This window comes from Paenarthrobacter sp. GQ52 (assembly GCF_059759005.1).
Map to the genome: position 1 here is coordinate 16,989 of NZ_JCAXEJ010000029.1, position 16,802 is coordinate 33,790.

Below are 16,802 nucleotides of genomic sequence, written 5' to 3' on the forward strand. Positions count from 1 at the left end.
GGGCAGGAAAGCTACTTGAAATAGGTCTGAACAGGCCCGCCGCCTGCGGATTCAACAATGGCCTGCGCCACCACCCGGAGCTTAACGTTCCGGTTGCTGGACGCCTTCTTGATGAGCTCCATCGCCTCCTGTTGGGTGCAGCGGTTCTGGGCGATGATGATTCCCGTTGCCACGTCTATCACAGTGCGGGATTCCATCGCTGCCCGGAGGTTGTTGGCGGTCTGGCTGTGCTCTGCGATGAGAACCGCCAGGCGTAGGCCTTTGGATGCCTGCTGTACGTAGTCGTTGGCGCGTTGCACAGCGGCTTGATCGAAGGCGTTGGCGTGTTCGGAGTAGAGGTTGAGTCCCGCCCGGGCAGCGTCATCGCTAAGGGGGAACGGCACAGCCAGGACGGACCGGATGCCGTGTTCGGTGACCAACTTGTTGTATTCGGGCCACGTGTTGTCTTTGGCGAAATCGGGAATGTGCACTTGCGTGACTTCGCGACAGGAGCGGAGGCACGGTCCGTCGGCGAAGTCGTACTGCAGTTCGTCGAGCATGCGGGCGCGCTCGCCGCTGCTTGCCACCGTCCCGGCCGAGCGATGACGCATCAGCGTGATGCCGCAGTAAACCTCGTTTCCGGGCGTGCTGAACATGCCTGCCGAGTGCCTGGCCAACTCCTCAAGGAACGCTTCAACGTCCGGGGTATCGAGCAGCAGGTCTTGGATATCGGCCACCACTGTAGTCGGCTCAGCGAGTTGGGGGTCTTCCATGTGGATCTCCGATCCGTGGATATGGCTACCTTTCGAGACTAACCCCGTGGACCCGTTGAAAGCTAATAGTAAGTGTGCTTCTCTTTTTAAGGAGTCTTGCCGTGGGCTCACCCCCATTTAGTTGGTTAAGGATTGAAGCCCCATGCGTCAAACCCGACCTCTCACCGTCCAGACCAGGCCCCCTGCCTGCAAACCGGAAGGCAGCATCCGGCAAAGCTTCCAGGACAGCCTGGTACTTGATCACCTCAACTTGGCCAAGTCCATTGCCGCCAGATATTCTGCCCACACTCACGACCTCGACGACGTCAGGCAGGTCGCGTACATGGGCCTCATCAAGGCCTCGCGCGGCTACGACGAGTCCAAGGGCGTTAGTTTCCCCGCGTACGCCGCCCCCACTATCGCCGGGGAGGTCAAGCGCTACCTCCGCGACCATTGCTGGGTTGTGCGCCCACCCCGCACCATCCAGGACGTCCGCCGCCAGGTGCTGGCCCGGACTGAGGAGATGACCCAAACGCTGCAACGCACGCCCTCTCCTGAGGAGGTTGCGGAAGATCTAAGCCTGGAGCCGTGCCAAGTGCGTGAATCGCTGATGGCCGGCACCAGCAAGCGACCGGATTCCCTGGATGCTCCGGCATCCGAGGGGCGAGATGGCCTCCAAGGCTCGCTTTCTGCTTTCGGTTGCCCGACGGACCGGCTCGAGGACGTGCTGGCCCTGCGCAATGCCATCCGTGATCTGAGCGCCGAGGACCGGCACTTGCTCTACCGCCGCTATTACCGCGAGGAAACGCAGTCCACCATTGCCGAAGCCTTGGGAATGTCGCAGATGCAGGTGTCGCGCAAGCTCTCGAAAATCCTCGTTTCCCTCCAAACGCAACTGCTGGACGAAGAAGCTCAGCTTCAGGACGGGACCGCCCTGTAATGATGTTTTAGACGCCCAGCCGCTCTACTGCGGCTAAAACGTCACGAACGCTGACGGCCAACAGTGCGGGATCAGGATCGGCGGAAAACACATCACCACGGCGGAGTTCGACGGCGGTGAGCACCACGTGCGGTCCGGGCGGCGGTCCCCACTCTTCCGCGGGCGCAGGGCCGAACAGAACTACGGAGGGACGTTCATAGGCTGATGCCAGATGTGCAGCGCCGGTGTCGGCTGAGATCACCAGCCGTGACTCAGCGATGGTGGCCGCAAACTCGGCGAGACCTTGACGCCCGGCCAGTAGCCCGCCGTCGAGATCTGCTCCCTTGAGCTTCGCCAAGGCAGCAGTCTCCTCAGCGCGCCCGCGCTCGGAGGTGCCGCCCGTGAGAACTACCTCGTGCCCCGCTGCAGCGAGCTCCACGGCAACGTCCGCGAACCGTTCCACCGGCCACAGCCGGCTGCCATAGGCCGCGCCCACATGGATCACGGTGACCCCCGGGCGCGGCGAAGGAACGGCGGGACGGTTCAGCCGATAGTCCAGGGGATCGGCATCAATACCGTGCCAGTTGAGCAGCCGGGTCCAGCGTTCGCGCTCCGGGATGCCGGTGGTCCACTCAGGTCCGTCAGTGCCGGTGGAAGCGTGCGCCACCACGCGGTTGGCCTGTAGTTCTTCAATCCGCAAACGGCTTTCAGCGCCATTCCCATGGAGGTTCACCGCGATATCCACGGCGCCCCGCGGGACTGTCAGGGGGTCATCGAGCCCAGGTGTCGGCAGGTGATGAATGCCGCCCACAAGATCTAAAGCCTCGGCAATCCACGCCGGCGCAGCATACAAAATACGGTGTTCGGGGAACGCCCGCCGCAACCCACGGAGCGCCGGAACCGCGACCAGGAGGTCGCCAAGTTTCAAAGCGCGCAGGGCAAGCAGCAAGGGCTGATCGTTGGTGTTGTGACTTTCCAAAGCTGCGTCCATAGTGGCCTCCCGCTAGGAGTCTAGCTGCACGAAACTTCTCAGGGCCGCACTGTTTAGTGTCCGGAGAACTGGGGAACGTTGCGGGTATGGGAGGAACCGGAACGTTGAAGGCGGTCCTGTTTGACCGCGATGGAACACTCGTTGTTGACGTGCCATACAACGGCGATCCGCAGTTGGTGCGGCCCATGGATGGCGCCCTTGAAGCGCTGCAAAAAGTACGCCGGGCGGGACTGGCCACGGGAGTGGTGACCAACCAGTCGGGCGTGGCGCGTGGGCTGTTGACGTTGGAGCAAATGCACTCCGTCAATCAGCGGGTGGAGCAGATGTTGGGTCCGTTCGATGTGTGGGAAATTTGTCCCCACGGAACGGAGGATGGCTGCAACTGCCGCAAGCCCGCTCCGGGCATGATTCTTGGAGCGTGCAGCACCTTGGGTATCACGCCAGCGGAGGTTGCTTTCGTTGGCGATATCGGGGCTGACATGGAGGCGGCCGCCGCGGCGGGTGCGAGAGCCGTCCTGGTGCCCACTAAAGTAACCCGACCGCAGGAAATCGAGGCTGCCGGCGTTGTTGCAGATGACCTGGGTCATGCAGTGGAGCTTCTGCTCTCCGGGGCACTGGAAGAACAGGATGCCCGTGTATGAGCCGCGTCCTGGTAGCCCGTTTGGACAGCATGGGGGACGTCCTCCTTTCGGGACCTGCCCTGCGCGCTGTCGCGAACGGAAGCCGGCCCGATGGCAGCCGACCCAACGATGTGGTCCTGCTCTGCGGCCCCGAAGGAGCCAGCGCTGCGGAAATGCTGCCGGGAGTGACCCAGGTGCACACGTGGGCATGCCCGTGGATCGTGAACCCGGCACCTCCGGTCACGGATGACATGACCAGTGGCCTGATCGAGTTTGTCCGCAGTTCACGGATTCAGGAAGCCGTGATTCTTACGTCCTTCCACCAGTCCCCGCTTCCGCTGGCCATGCTCCTGCGCCTGGCAGGCGTCAAAAAGATCACGGGCGCATCAACGGACTACGCAGGCTCACTCCTGGACGTCCGGCTCAAACCGGGCGAAGACTTTCCGGAGGACCAGCCGGAAGCGGTCCGGGCGCTCACCATTGCGGAGGCCGGCGGCTATGTGCTGCCGAACGGCGACGACGGAAAGCTGCGCATCACCTCAGGCCCGGATCCTGAGGGGGTAGCCGACAAGTTGGCTGATGATGGCCCGTACATCGTGGTCCACCCCGGAGCCGCCGCCCCAGCCAGGGCGTGGCCCGCACTGCACCATGCTGCCACCGTGGAACTTCTTGAAGCGTACGGGCACCGGGTGGTGGTCACAGGCGGCCCGGGCGAAACGTCACTCACTGCAACAGTGGCCGGCCCCTCCGCCATGAACCTCGGCGGCGGAACCAACCTCAGGACGCTAGCAGCAGTACTGGCGGGAGCCGCCGTCGTGGTGACCGGCAATACCGGTCCCGCCCATCTGGCGGCAGCCGTGGGCACTCCGGTGGTGTGCCTGTTCGCCCCGGTGGTTCCGGCCATCCGATGGGCGCCCTACGGCGTCCCCTTGGAACTGCTGGGAGACCAGGAAGCGGCCTGCAAGAACACCCGCGCCCGCGTATGTCCGGTCCCCGGGCATCCCTGCCTGAGCTCGGTAACCCCGGAGCAGGTTGTCGAAGCTGTTGAAAGGCTCCTGGGAGGCGTGTCCTCCCTGTCCACTCGACGAAAGGTTTGGAAACCATGAGGATCCTGGTGTGGCACGTCCACGGCGGATGGATGGAGGCATTTGTCCGGGGCCAGCATGAGTACCTGCTCCCTAAATCGTCCGACGGCGGCGCGTGGGGTTTGGGGCGAGGCGGCCGTGAGTGGCCTGCCGCCGCGCAGGAAGTGAACCTGGAAAGCCTCGATCCGGACAGCGTGGATGCCGTAGTTCTGCAGCGGCCCGAGGAGATCGCAGCGGTGGCCCGGACACTCGGCCGCCGCCCGGGCGTGGACCTTCCCGCCGTGTACCTCGAGCACAACACCCCCAAGGGCGACGTCCCGTTCACGCTGCACCCGTTGGCAGACCAGACCACCATTCCGGTGGTGCACGTAACCCATTTCAACCAGCTCTTCTGGGACACGGGCACGGCGACCACCACGGTGATCGAGCACGGCATTCCGGACCCGGGGCACCTGTACACCGGTGAGCGGGAAGAGATGGGTGTGGTGGTCAACGAGCCTGTCCGGCGCGGACGGGTCACAGGGACGGACCTGCTGCCGGGGTTTGCCGGTGTGGGGCCACTGCGGGTGTTCGGCATGGGTACCGAGGCTCTGCCGGAGGCACTGAACCTGAAAGGCTTTGGTCTCAGCGAGGAACGGCTGCGTATCTCCGGCGATGTCCCCGCCGCCAAACTCCACCAGGAACTGGCCCGTTGCCGCCTGTACCTCCACCCGCTCCGCTGGACCTCGTTGGGGTTGGCCCTGTTGGAAGCCATGCACCTTGGCATGCCCGTCCTGGCGCTGGCCACCACCGAGGCAACTCGCGCCATTCCGCACGGCGCAGGCCTGGTCTCCAACGACGTCGACGATCTCCAGAAGTTCGCCCGACGGCTCCTGGACGATCCCGACGACGCCTACGCCATGGGCATCGTCGCGCGCGAGGCTGCGCTGCAACGCTACGGACTGGGCAAGTTTCTCAGGGCCTGGGACCAACTCCTGACTGAACTCCCCAAGAGCACGCCCCGGGGAAGCCACCCGCAACCCGGTACAGCTTCCGCTAGCCATGACACAGAGAGGACGCACCCATGAAAATCTCCATGGTCTCCGAACACGCCAGCCCGCTGGCTGCCTTGGGAGGCGTTGACGCCGGTGGGCAGAACGTCCACGTGGCGGCACTTTCATCAGCTCTGGCAGATCGCGGCCACCAGGTCACTGTGTACACACGCCGCGACGACCCCGGTCTCCCCGCAAAGGTGAACGTAGGGCCAGGACTCATGGTGGTTCATGTGGATGCGGGTCCGGCCCGACGCATCCCCAAGGACGATCTCCTGCCGTATATGGGGGAGCTGGCCGACGGCATCTGCGCGGACTGGGCAGGTGAGCTACCGGACGTGGTGCACGCCCATTTCTGGATGTCCGGCCTCGCTGCCATCCAGGCATCCCGGAGGGCAGGAGCATCCGACCCTGTTCCCGTGGTGCAGACATTCCATGCGCTCGGATCCGTGAAACGCAGGCACCAGGGCGCTGCGGACACCAGCCCACCCGCCAGGGAATGGCTCGAGCCGTGGGTGGGCCGCACCGCCGATTGGGTCATTGCCACCTGCCCGGATGAGGTCTTCGAACTCAAGACCCTGGGCATCAGCCGGTCCAAGATTTCCATCGCGCCCTGCGGTGTGGACCTCACCCTTTTTCCCGGAACGTCCGACGCCGAACCACGGACCCGCACGCATCGGATCCTGAGCGTGGGACGCCTCGTGCAACGCAAGGGAGTAGACCTGATCATCCAGGCCCTGCCCCTCCTGGCCGAGGCGGGCTTCAACGACGTCGAGCTCCTGATTGTTGGCGGTTCCGGCGATGCCCTCAACCTCGAAGAAGATCCGGAAGCGCAACGGCTCAGCGCAATGGCAAAAGAGCTCGGCGTTGAGGACAAGGTGACCATGCGCGGGCAGGTCCCGCGGGATGCCATGCCGGGTATCTTCCGGAGCGCCGACGCCGTGGTTTGCACGCCCTGGTATGAGCCATTTGGCATTGTGCCCCTCGAGGCCATGGCCTGCGGAGTGCCCGTGGTAGTTGCGGCCGTGGGCGGGCTCAGGGAAACCGTGGTGGACCAGAAAACGGGGCTGCATGTCCCGCCCCGTGCCCCTGAAGCCCTCGCTGAGGCACTCGGAAAATTGCTGGCAGATCCGGAGCTCCGCGCCGACATGGGCCGCGCCGGAGCACGCAGGGCACGCTCCCGCTACTCGTGGGAACGCATCGCAGCAGACACCGAGAAAGCCTACCGATCCGTCTTGGCGGCCGGCCTGTCCCGGCAAGCCGACGAAGGCCTGGAACCACTGGAAGGAACGGCGCTGTGACTATCAACGGCCCTCTGACCATCAAAGGCCTCGCAGCCAATGAGTCCACCGTCCCGGACACGTTGCCGGCCCGATGGTCCCCGGACACCAGTAATTCCACCCATCACGCCGAGGTCACCACCCACCTGGACAACGTCCTGCCCGCGCTGGAGTCGTTGCGCTCGCAGTCGGGGCGCTTAGCCGAATGGGGGACCGAACTCGCCAAGCGGCTGCTCTCCGGTCAACGCCTGCTGGCTGCCGGCAATGGCGGCTCAGCGGCTGAGGCGCAGCACCTCACTGCCGAGCTGGTGGGCAGGTTCGACGAGGAACGCGCACCGTTCTCTGCCATCTCGCTCCACGCAGAATCCTCCGCCGTTACCGCCCTCTCCAACGACTACGGCTACGAGGAAGTCTTTGTCCGCCAGGTACGTGCCCATGGCCGCGCAGGTGATGTCCTCATTCTTCTCTCCACCAGCGGCCGCAGCCCCAACCTACTCAAAGCCGCGCGTGCGGCAAAGGAACGCGGCATCATCACGTGGGGTCTCACCGGTACCGGCCCCAACCCGTTGGCTGACGCCTGCGATCAAGCCATCACCGTTGACGCCATCTCCGCAAACGCCCAGGAAGGTCACCTCATCGCCATCCACGCCGTATGCCGGGCCTTCGATGCCGAGGTCGCCAGGCGGGCGGGATCGTACGGCGCGGCTACCTCCGGAGGGGGTCAACCATGAGGATCACGGTAGTGGGCGACGTCCTCCTCGACGTCGACATCAACGGGGCCGCCACCCGGCTCAGCCCCGACGCCCCGGTGCCGGTAGTCGACGTGGCCGATGTTCGGCGTCGTGCAGGTGGTGCCGGACTGGTGGCTACCGTCCTCGCGCAGGACGGTCACCACGTCGCACTGGTCACCGCGGTATCGGACGACGACGGCGCCAGCCACCTCAGGCGCGCACTGGCCAGAGTGTCCGTGCTCGCCGGAGTCCCGCTCGCCCCGACGCCTACCAAGACCCGAGTGCGAATCGGGACGCATCCGATGGTCAGGTTCGATGAAGGATGCGCGCCGGCCCCTGTGCCGTCCAGTACGGACGAAATGCTCGCAGCTATTGCTACGGCGGACGCCATCGTTGTGGCTGACTACGGTCGCGGAATCACCGCCAACACTGACATTCGCGCTGCGCTAAGCGAAGCCGCCCATCGCGTCCCGGTGGTGTGGGACCCTCATCCTGCCGGTTCCGAGCCTGTGGAGGGCGTCGCCGTCGTGACGCCCAACCTGGCCGAGGCGTTGGCCTCCGCGAAGGCGGGTGGGTTGGAACCGTCCCGCACAGGTGCCGAAGAAGCGGGCCAGTACCTGCGCGAAAAATGGGGAAGTGCTGCAGTTCTGGTAACCAGGGGCGAGGACGGGGCGCTCTTGCTGTCAGCCGGTGAACCGGCACATGGCATTCCCGCGCCCAAGACCACCGTCAGCGATCCTTGTGGAGCCGGCGACCGCCTGGCTGGAAGCCTCGCCGTGCATTTGGGGCTCGGACTGGACCTCGTCCAGGCATCCACCAGGGCAGTGGAGGACGCATCCGCTTTCCTCGCAGCGGGGGGAGCGGCTGCGCTCGCGGTGGTGGCTGAAGCGCCTGAGGCGAGTCCCGCACCTGAACCGAGTCCCGTCGTCGAACTTAAGGGCCTGGAACTGGTTGACACCGGAGACCTGCACCCGGACGGCGTCCAACTGGCCCAAGCTGTGCGGGCCAAAGGCGGCACGGTGGTGGCCACCGGTGGGTGCTTTGACCTCCTCCACGCCGGCCACGCCCGGACGTTGGCTGCTGCGCGCAGCATGGGGGATTGCCTCATCGTGTGCCTGAATTCCGACGAATCCGTGCGGCGGCTCAAAGGTGCGCACCGGCCAATCGTCAGCGTGGAGGACCGCGCGGAGTTGCTGCTGGCACTCGAATGCGTTGACGCGGTAGTGATCTTCGGCGAGGACACTCCCGAAGCCTGTCTCACCCAAATACAGCCAGATATCTGGGTCAAGGGTGGCGACTACACCCCCGAAGAATTGCCGGAAGCCCGCCTGGTTGCGGGTTGGGGAGGGCGGTGCGTCACTGTGCCCTTCCACCCGGCACGCTCCACCAGCGGCCTGGCCGCAGCACTGGCCAAGGTCAGCTGACAACAAGACCGATCAACCGAGAGGAACCGCATGAACACGCAAACACCCGGCCGCGTCATCGTCACTGGAGGCGGCTCCGGCCTTGGCGCTGCGATCGTGGAAGCCATCCGCGACGCCGGCGGCACACCCTTTGTCTTCGACCGCGACGTCAGCAACGTATCCGGGGCCAAAGCCTTGGAAGTGGACGTCTCCAACCGTGAAGCCGTGGAAGCTGCCGTCAAAGAGGCAGCCGAAACTCTTGGCGGACTGGACGGTGTGGTGACGGCGGCCGGCATCGACCGCTGCGGCAAGTTGGGCGACGTCCCGGCAGAGGAATGGGAAAAGGTCATCGGAGTGAACCTCCTGGGCACCGTATCCGTAGTCCGTGCAGCGCTGCCGTATCTGAAGGGATCCCGCGGCCGGGCCATCACCATCGCCTCCACACTGGGCCTCAGGGCGCTGCCGGACGCAACCGCGTACTGCGCCTCGAAATTCGGAGTTATCGGCTTCAGCCGTGCACTGGCCGCAGAAACAGGCGGCGTCATCGGCGTCACCACCATCATCCCGGGCGGCATGAAGACCCACTTCTTCGACGACCGGGACGAGCAATACAAGCCTCAGGACGATTCCAAGCTCAACGATCCCGCCAACGTGGCACAGGCTGTGGTGTTCGCCCTGTCCCAGCCATTCGGCAGCGAGGTCCGCGAACTCCTTATCTGCCCCGCAGAAGAAGGCTCGTGGCCGTAAGGTCCAGCACGTCCTGAACAACGTCGGCCACGGCGATGCCGCTCACCACGGTCTCGTCGTGGCCGCAGTGCGGGGCCGTCCAGCCCACCTGCGTGATATCCACTCCGCATCGCGGGCACTGCGTCGCCCAGGACATATGGATGCGGTGCATGCTCCGGCCGCGCGGTCCTGCGTTGAAGACGTTTCCCACCCAGAAAATACCCACTGTCGGAGTCCCTAAGGCCTGGGCCAGGTGCCGGGGGCCGCTGTCGCTCGCCAACATCACTGTTGCCTCCGCCAAGAGCGCGGCCAGGTCTCCAATCTCCAGCTCGCCAGCCACGGAACGCACAGCATGGCGGTCTGACTCCGGGAGGTGGCGGACTGCGAGTTCCGCCACCTCCTGGGCCAGTGCCTTCTCCGAACGGTCTCCCACGATCAATACCTGGGCTCCTTCCGCTGCTGCGCCCGCGGCGGCTTGGGCAAAGTTCGACGCCGGCCATCGCCTCCTGGGATCGGTGGCACCCGGGTGGACCACCACCAGCGATGCCCGCTGTGGATCCCTAAGTCCAACGATGTTCTGCTGATGCTCAGGCTTGGGGAGCAGGGGAGGGGACATGATGGTGGGAGCTCCCGCAAGGCCCGCCACCTCCAGCCACCGGTCCGGCTCGTTCTGGTAATAGACGTAGTCCAGGTTGCGTTCCAGCGGCTCCGCGTCCTTGGTGCGGGTACCTACAGTGTGCCGCGCCCCCAGACGGAGCACGAAAGGGTTGGAAAACCGGCCGCCACCGTGCATCTGGCACGCAATATCGAACCCCCTGGCCCGCATTTTCTCGAAGAAGGCCTCCTGTGCCGCCACGTCCTCAGCGTCATCCTCAAAGCGCTCGCCGTTACGGGGACCGTCGTGAACGCCGCGCGCCACGGGGAGCAGTTCGACGTCGTCCACCGGACCTTCCGTCGCAGCCACCATTGCCGCGTGGATCGGGGTGCCCAGAAGCGTGACTGCGGCACCAGGGTATGCATTCTTCAACGCGCTAAGGGCGGGATAGGTGTAGATCAGGTCGCCCAATCCGCCACCCCGGAGGACCGCTATCTGCTTCACATCGCTGAACTTTTGCAGTACTGGTCCAACTCCGAGGTTCACGTTCATCAGCGGATTCTCCATGGGATGCTTCCTTTCGCTGCCAACGCTGCCCTGCGCTGTTCCGGGCCCGCTCTTTGCTGTGAAACTCCCTGGCCCGGCGTGTGAAGCGCGTGCCGAGGGGTACCTGAGGGGAACAGGAAACTGTTGCCCAACCGGAAGGTACCCCATGGCACGCCTATCCAATCAAGAAGGTCTGGCTGACTGGTTGCCGGGCCGCTTGGCCGAGGAACGACCTGTTGTGACGGTCATCGGCGATTCCATCCTTGACGGCTGGTGGGATGGAACCATTGAGCGGTTCTGCCGCGAAGCCCCAGCCCCAGTGGTCCAGGTCCAGCGCCGGGACTTCGCCCCGGGCGGTGCCGCCAACACGGCGATGAACCTCGCCGCGATGGGGGCCGACGTTCGTTTCGTTTCACTGGTGGGCGAGGACTCCGGCGGCCACACGCTCCTTGAGCAACTCAGATCGGCAGGAGTGGACGTATCGCACGTCGTGTCCCATGCCGGAATGACCACCACCACAAAATTCCGCGTGAGCAGTGGCGGGCAGGTGATGCTTCGCCTGGACGATGCCGCCCATGAGGTCCCCGTGGGTGGCATGCGCGAGATGGCCGCTGCCATTCCGCAAGCACTTCCCGGCTCGTCAGCCGTGGTCCTTTGTGACTACGGTGCCGGCGCCCTGGAAGGTGCGGTGCGGGACGCAATATTCGAATATCTAGGACCGCAAAGTGAGGGCTCGGAAGCCGGCTCCGCCAAGGCCCGGCAGGACACGCTGGTAGTAGTGGACGCCCACTATCCAGGACGCTGGGCACAACTCAAGCCGGACCTTGCTACCCCGAATGCGCAGGAAGCGACCCGGTTGCTCGGGACCGAGTTTCCCGGAGGGGCCGCCAGATGCCCCTTTGTGGAAGCCCACGCCGACCAGCTCCTGCGCGCCTCAGGTGCGGCCGCCGTCGTCGTGACTTTGGACCGGGAAGGGACACTGACGATCCGGCCCAACGGCGATTCCCGGAAACCGGCCACCCACCGCACTTGGGCGCGGCCGCAAGCGGAAAAGCAGGCCTCAGGTGCCGGCGATACTTTCGTGGCGGCGCTGACTATCGCCCGTGCTGCCGGATTGCCCCTGACCACCAGCGTGGACCTGGCTCAAGCGGCAGCCGATGTTGTTGTGCATCGGCCAGGTACCTCCGTGTGCACCACTGACGAATTAGCAAATCATCTGCGAGGGTTCGCCGATACAGCACTGACGGATTCTGAGTTGGCCCGGCACGTGGAAGAGCACCGAAGCGAGGGCAAGCGGATTGTGCTAACCAACGGGTGTTTCGATGTCCTGCACCGCGGTCACACCCGCTACCTCAACCAGGCCAAGCAACTGGGCGACGTATTAGTGGTGGCGCTGAACAGTGATTCGTCCGTGCGGAAGCTCAAAGGCCCGGACCGGCCGGTCAACCACGAGGCCGACCGCGCGGCAGTCATCGCCGCACTGAGCTGCGTGGACCATGTCACGGTGTTCGATACCCCGACCCCCATTCCGCTCATCGAGCTCCTGCGCCCCGACGTCTATGCCAAAGGCGGCGATTACACGCCGGAGATGCTCCAGGAAACCGAAGCGGTGGAACGTTACGGCGGCACAGTCACCATCCTGGATTACGTGCCCGAGCACTCCACTACAGCGGTCCTGGAACGTATCCGTTCCACGGGCGAAGCCCCGCAGACCTGAGGAAGCAGCCATGCGTATTGCGATCATCGGTGCAACAGGACACGGCGGCACGGAACTGCTGAAACGGCTCCAGAGGGCACGCTCTGAAGAAGGCGCGGATCTGGAACTTGTGGGCGTCGTCCGGCGGCAACCGGATCCGGACGCCGCTCCGTATCACGGCGTGGAGTGGCACACCTTGGACATCAGCGACACCGAGGACCAACCCGCGCTGGAAGCAGCTTTGGCGGGAGCCGATGCCGTGGTTCACCTGGCGTGGCTGATCCAACCGAACCATGACCGGGAGATGCTGCGCCGGACCAATGTGGCAGGAACGGCCCACGTGTTGGCCGCCGCGCGCAAAGCGGGAGTGGGCCACGTCGTGTGCGCGTCATCCGTAGGGGCGTACTCGCCGGCTCCCAAGGACCAACGGACCAAGGAAGACTGGCCAACGGATGGCATCCGCAGCTCGCACTACAGTGTGGACAAGGCGGCACAGGAAAGGCTCCTGGACGGTTTCGCTAAGGAGAATCCGCACATAGTGGTGGCCCGGCTCCGCCCCGCGCTGATGTTCAGTGCAGGTGGCGGGAGTGAGGTTGGCCGCTACTTCCTGGGACGTGTCCTGCCTCGACTCGTTCCGCGTAAGCCGTGGCTTCCGCTGCTTGCCGTCCCCAAGGAGATGGTGTTCCAAGCCGCCCACACGGCCGACGTCGCTGATGCTTACTGGCGTGTGTTGGAGCACAAGGCGGAAGGTGCGTTCAACATCGCCGCCGAGCCGGTCATAGACCCCAACGCCTTGGCGTGGATTTTCAACGCCCGGCGGGTGATGCCGTTCCCGCTGCCGCTGCTGCGCGCCGTCGTCGAGGTCAGTTGGCGACTCCGTCTGCAGGTGACCGACGGCGGCTGGGTGGACATGGCGGCCAACGCGCCCATCATGGACACGGCCCGGGCGCACGCACTGCTGGGTTGGTCGCCTAAGCATTCCTCGTTGGAGTCACTGGCGGAAATGCTGGACGGGATCGGTGCAGGAAAGGGCCGGAAGGGCTCGCCGCCGCTGAAGCCGCGCTAGCCCTCACTCGGACGACAACACCACCGTCAGGATGCGGCGCAGGCTCATGGCCACTGATGCCGGAGCGTTCACCGGGGATTGGTCAGCAGCCGCCTCGGCCACGGCATCGCTGAGGGCGTTGATGCCGTCTTTCGCCCGTGCCAAACGGTTGGCAAGCTCGCCGGACTCCGCGTCCCGCCAGTGATCCACCACGCCTGCCACGGACTCCAAGGCATCGGAAAGCGGACCCACCACGGCGTCCGGAATGACCGTCCCGGCGCCCTCTTCCCAAATGGCGCTAGCCAGGACATCGGTGATGTCCTGGACGTGGAAAGTGAGCCGTTCAAGGGTTCGCAGGCCAGCGAGGTCGCTGGGCAGGCGGGTCGCACGACGACGGGACCTGGGGTTCGCTTTGGCGCTCAGCTCAGCTTGGTGGACCGCCGTTCGCACAGCTGCCGCTGTGAGCGAGAGTTCGTCGCTGCGGCTTGCCCAAGCCTTATGGTCGGGCGGCCACGACTCCTCCATGGCTCGAGCCATGTCTTTGAGCTGGCGGGATAAGGCACCTTGGTGCCCGGAAATGGCGGGATCGATGTCGTCCAGGTGCAGGGGTGGAAATATTAGCCAGTTCACCGCAAATCCGACGGTGACGCCCAAGGCCATTTGAAGGACGTAGGCGAACGAGAAACCTTCGGCGTTCGAGTCACCCAGCACCAGCACGAACAGTGCCGCCATGGGAATCCATTCAGACGCAGTGCCCAGCCGGGGAAGGCCGCCGATGAGCACGCCAAGTCCCACCACCACTGCAACAGCCAGCGCAGTAGGCGCGGCGACGGTGGTGATGGCGAAGGCCATGCCGATGCCCAACACCAGCCCTGCCAGGCTTTGCAGTCCGTGCTTGGCGGAGTCGGCCACTGTGGGGTGCATGCTCACCAAGGCACCCAGCGGGGCATAGTACGGATAGGCCGCGGCAGGGCCGGGCATAAAGGGTGCAAGGTACCAGGCGAGGCCTGCTGCAACAGCCGTTTTGGCAGCGAACAGGAGCCGGTGGCGGGTGACGGTTTTTCGAAGCGCGGGAATCAGCCGTCGCCTCGTGGGCAGTTGGCTCATTAGACCTACGTTGGCAGGTAAGTGCTCCCGTGTCGAGTGGAAAGCGATGAAAGTGGGGCATGCCATCTTTTGAAAATATGGGTGATTAGAACTGCAGCAAGCGGGTACACACCCATTGATAGTAACGATACTTACTATCCCGGCTGCTGTCCGCAGCCTGCCAACTGTGGAAAGAGAGCGACAATGACTGAGAGCCAATCGCCGCAGGACGGAAGCTTCGCGGCGCCACGGACCGGAGCCCATGCAGGGACCGAGCCATTTTCCGGAAGCTACCTGGACTCGCCGGACGTTGAAACGCAAACTGCCGGAACCACCGGAATCAGCGGAACCCCCACTGGTTCAGGAACCGGTTCTGCCAGTTCCGGCAAGGTAGATACCGCCAAGGAGGAAGCTGCGGGAGTGGCTGGAGCCGTATCGGATGCTGCCGGTGGTGTGGTTGACACTGCCAAGTCCGAGGCCGGCCATGTAGCCCACGAAGTCAAGGTGAACGCGCGCCAGCTGCTCACGCAGACCAAGGGTGAACTGACAGACCAAGCCCAGGTCCAGCAGCAGCGTGTTGCCGAAGGGTTGCGGTCCATCTCCGACGAACTGTCCACCATGGCTAACTCAAGCCAGAACGGTGGTGTTGCCACGGACCTGGTCCAGCAGGCAGCCCAGCGTTCTTCCTCCATCGCCCAGTGGCTGGAGGGTCGGGACCCCGGCTCACTGCTGGACGAAGTCAAGGGTTTCGCGCGCCGCAAGCCGGGTACGTTCCTGTTGCTCGCTGCCGGGGCCGGTGTCCTTGCAGGCCGCTTGGGACGTGGCATGGCAGGCAACGCTTCTGATTCGACCTCCGCCAGTGGCGCTCCAGCCACGACGGAGACACCTCGGGCCGTTTACTACCCAACACAGGGTGGCGCTGTAACGCCGCCGGCAGTGGACCTTCCCGGCCCGACGACCACCACCGCCGGTTACGGTTCGGCCACCACCACCGGGGCAGCAACCGGGGGCGCAGCAAGCACGGGTTACGACGCCGGCACCACGGGCGGTTACGACGGATCGACGCTCCCTTACCCGGAGACCGACGCTGGCGGAGTCAAGGCCCAGGGCGACCCCCTTGCAGGACCGCTTGATCCGGATGACCCCCAGTATGGAGGTCCCCGATGAGCAGTCCCGCCGACCTGCCTCACACAACAGCCCATGAGAAAGCGGAAAACCTTCCCCTTGGTGAGCTGCTGAGCGACCTGACGCGCGACGTCTCCACGTTGATGCGCCAGGAAGTGGAGCTGGCGAAAGCGGAGATTAAAGATTCCGCCACCAAGGCCGGCAAGGGCGCGGGAATGTTGGGCGGTGCTGCCTACGCCGGCCACATCACTGTGCTGTTTCTGTCCATCGCCCTCTGGTGGGCGTTGGGTCAGCTCGTTGGTCTGGGATGGTCCGCACTGATTGTTGCGGTCATCTGGGGAATTGTCGCGGCTGTCCTGGCCGCCAAGGGCCGCAAGGAGCTGAATGCGATCAAGGGCATGCCCCGGACCGCTGAGACGGTCAAGGAAATACCTCCCGCTTTGAAACCAAACACTGAGGAGACACGATGACGCAGAACCCCGACGCCCTGCGCGCCGATATCGAAGAAACCCGCCGGCGGCTGAGCACCAATGTTGATGCCGTGGCTGACAAAGTTACGCCTTCGCACATCGTCAACCGCCGGGTGGACAAGATCAAGACGGCTGTTTTCGGCGCCCGGGATGACGTCCAGTACCGCGCCGGCAACGCGGCTCACCAGGCTGGAGACGCCGTTTCCGACGTGGTTTCGGACATCGGCGACGCCCCTCAGGTGATCACCCGCAAGGCTCAGGGCAGCCCGATGGCCGCCGGCCTCATCGCCTTCGGTGCAGGCTTGCTGGTCTCGGCCCTGATTCCACCGTCGGACAAGGAACGCGAGGCTGCCCAGGCTTTGAAGGAAGCGGCCCAGCCGCTCACGGATGAGCTCAGCCATGCTGCCCAGGAAGTTGCCGAGCACCTGCGCGAGCCTGCACAGGACGCAATGCAGAACGTCAAGGACAGCGCCACTGAAGCCGCAACCAACGTCAAGGACGAGGGCCAGGCAGCAGCAGCCGACGTTCAGGACCGCGCACACACGGCCAAGGACAACGTCAGCAACCAGTAAGTTGCCGCGCTGAACCAACCTAAGTACGCGCTGACCCAACTGTGAGTCTTGACAGTGGCTGGTCTGGGACTGGCTGGCAGGATGGGTGCAGGCCGTTCCGCCCCGTGGATGTGACTCGTGACCCAACTGACCCGCAAGGTGTCTTTACTC

General features: G+C 64.7%; 17 protein-coding genes. 13 read left to right on the forward strand and 4 right to left on the reverse strand.

All coding sequences use genetic code 11. The annotated features are described in order from the left end of the window. Window positions 1-11: 11 nt before the first annotated feature. Window positions 12-752: a GAF and ANTAR domain-containing protein gene (locus tag AC6CH8_RS22165; protein ID WP_420179603.1), complete on the reverse strand. Its 741-nt coding sequence runs from the start codon at window positions 750-752 to the stop codon at window positions 12-14. Between the two features lie 142 nt (window positions 753-894). Between AC6CH8_RS22165 and AC6CH8_RS22170 the strand changes: the two genes are divergently transcribed. Beyond that, window positions 895-1,671 carry a sigma-70 family RNA polymerase sigma factor gene (locus AC6CH8_RS22170; RefSeq protein WP_498192380.1) on the forward strand — a complete coding sequence of 259 codons (777 nt, stop codon included), beginning with the start codon at window positions 895-897 and terminating at the stop codon, window positions 1,669-1,671. Between the two features lie 7 nt (window positions 1,672-1,678). Here AC6CH8_RS22170 and AC6CH8_RS22175 read toward each other — a convergent pair whose 3' ends face one another. Further along, the gene (locus tag AC6CH8_RS22175) at window positions 1,679-2,641 is read right to left on the reverse strand and encodes a glycosyltransferase family 9 protein (RefSeq protein WP_498192381.1); all 963 of its coding nucleotides are present in this window, start codon (window positions 2,639-2,641) and stop codon (window positions 1,679-1,681) included. Between the two features lie 86 nt (window positions 2,642-2,727). Here AC6CH8_RS22175 and AC6CH8_RS22180 point away from each other — a divergent pair, with 86 nt between their 5' ends. The 7 genes from AC6CH8_RS22180 to AC6CH8_RS22210 all read left to right on the forward strand — a co-directional run bounded on the left by AC6CH8_RS22180 (window position 2,728) and on the right by AC6CH8_RS22210 (window position 9,538). Continuing rightward, complete coding sequence (locus AC6CH8_RS22180; protein WP_498192382.1) at window positions 2,728-3,282, forward strand: D-glycero-alpha-D-manno-heptose-1,7-bisphosphate 7-phosphatase; 555 nt, start codon at window positions 2,728-2,730, stop codon at window positions 3,280-3,282. Continuing rightward, complete coding sequence (locus tag AC6CH8_RS22185; protein WP_498192383.1) at window positions 3,279-4,367, forward strand: glycosyltransferase family 9 protein; 1,089 nt, start codon at window positions 3,279-3,281, stop codon at window positions 4,365-4,367. The genes AC6CH8_RS22180 and AC6CH8_RS22185 overlap by 4 nt, the downstream gene beginning before the upstream one ends. Beyond that, a complete protein-coding gene (locus AC6CH8_RS22190; protein ID WP_498192384.1) occupies window positions 4,364-5,413 on the forward strand; it encodes a glycosyltransferase in 1,050 nt (349 codons plus the stop codon). The genes AC6CH8_RS22185 and AC6CH8_RS22190 overlap by 4 nt, the downstream gene beginning before the upstream one ends. Continuing rightward, window positions 5,410-6,678, forward strand: coding sequence for a glycosyltransferase (locus AC6CH8_RS22195; protein WP_498192385.1), 1,269 nt, complete (start codon window positions 5,410-5,412; stop codon window positions 6,676-6,678). Before AC6CH8_RS22190 ends, AC6CH8_RS22195 begins: the two co-directional genes overlap by 4 nt. A 62-nt stretch (window positions 6,679-6,740) precedes the next feature. Further along, window positions 6,741-7,388 carry a D-sedoheptulose-7-phosphate isomerase gene (locus AC6CH8_RS22200; RefSeq protein ID WP_498192391.1) on the forward strand — a complete coding sequence of 216 codons (648 nt, stop codon included), beginning with the start codon at window positions 6,741-6,743 and terminating at the stop codon, window positions 7,386-7,388. Next, complete coding sequence (locus AC6CH8_RS22205; protein WP_498192386.1) at window positions 7,385-8,812, forward strand: PfkB family carbohydrate kinase; 1,428 nt, start codon at window positions 7,385-7,387, stop codon at window positions 8,810-8,812. The genes AC6CH8_RS22200 and AC6CH8_RS22205 overlap by 4 nt, the downstream gene beginning before the upstream one ends. A 30-nt stretch (window positions 8,813-8,842) precedes the next feature. After that, window positions 8,843-9,538 (forward strand): SDR family oxidoreductase, encoded by a 696-nt coding sequence (locus tag AC6CH8_RS22210; RefSeq protein WP_091464488.1) that lies wholly within the window; start codon window positions 8,843-8,845, stop codon window positions 9,536-9,538. Here the strand turns inward: AC6CH8_RS22210 and AC6CH8_RS22215 are convergent. Continuing rightward, on the reverse strand, window positions 9,504-10,679 hold the full coding sequence (locus tag AC6CH8_RS22215; protein WP_498192387.1) for a glycosyltransferase family 9 protein: 1,176 nt from the start codon (window positions 10,677-10,679) through the stop codon (window positions 9,504-9,506). The genes AC6CH8_RS22210 and AC6CH8_RS22215 overlap by 35 nt on opposite strands. 145 nt (window positions 10,680-10,824) lie before the next feature. Here AC6CH8_RS22215 and rfaE2 point away from each other — a divergent pair, with 145 nt between their 5' ends. Together rfaE2 and AC6CH8_RS22225 are read left to right on the forward strand one after the other, a co-directional pair. Next, on the forward strand, window positions 10,825-12,375 hold the full coding sequence (gene rfaE2, locus AC6CH8_RS22220) for a D-glycero-beta-D-manno-heptose 1-phosphate adenylyltransferase (protein ID WP_498192388.1): 1,551 nt from the start codon (window positions 10,825-10,827) through the stop codon (window positions 12,373-12,375). A 10-nt stretch (window positions 12,376-12,385) separates the two neighbouring features. Continuing rightward, window positions 12,386-13,420 (forward strand): NAD-dependent epimerase/dehydratase family protein, encoded by a 1,035-nt coding sequence (locus tag AC6CH8_RS22225; RefSeq protein ID WP_498192389.1) that lies wholly within the window; start codon window positions 12,386-12,388, stop codon window positions 13,418-13,420. 3 nt (window positions 13,421-13,423) lie between these two features. Here AC6CH8_RS22225 and AC6CH8_RS22230 read toward each other — a convergent pair whose 3' ends face one another. Beyond that, the gene (locus tag AC6CH8_RS22230; protein WP_498192390.1) at window positions 13,424-14,506 is read right to left on the reverse strand and encodes an FUSC family protein; all 1,083 of its coding nucleotides are present in this window, start codon (window positions 14,504-14,506) and stop codon (window positions 13,424-13,426) included. Between the two features lie 183 nt (window positions 14,507-14,689). On the opposite strand from AC6CH8_RS22230, the gene AC6CH8_RS22235 reads away from it, so the two are divergent. The 3 genes from AC6CH8_RS22235 to AC6CH8_RS22245 are packed head-to-tail and all read left to right on the forward strand — an operon-like array spanning window position 14,690 to window position 16,652. Then, the gene (locus AC6CH8_RS22235; RefSeq protein WP_420179619.1) at window positions 14,690-15,652 is read left to right on the forward strand and encodes a hypothetical protein; all 963 of its coding nucleotides are present in this window, start codon (window positions 14,690-14,692) and stop codon (window positions 15,650-15,652) included. After that, complete coding sequence (locus tag AC6CH8_RS22240) at window positions 15,649-16,080, forward strand: phage holin family protein (RefSeq protein ID WP_402938534.1); 432 nt, start codon at window positions 15,649-15,651, stop codon at window positions 16,078-16,080. The genes AC6CH8_RS22235 and AC6CH8_RS22240 overlap by 4 nt, the downstream gene beginning before the upstream one ends. Continuing rightward, window positions 16,077-16,652 (forward strand): DUF3618 domain-containing protein, encoded by a 576-nt coding sequence (locus AC6CH8_RS22245; protein ID WP_420179620.1) that lies wholly within the window; start codon window positions 16,077-16,079, stop codon window positions 16,650-16,652. Before AC6CH8_RS22240 ends, AC6CH8_RS22245 begins: the two co-directional genes overlap by 4 nt. Window positions 16,653-16,802: the final 150 nt, after the last annotated feature.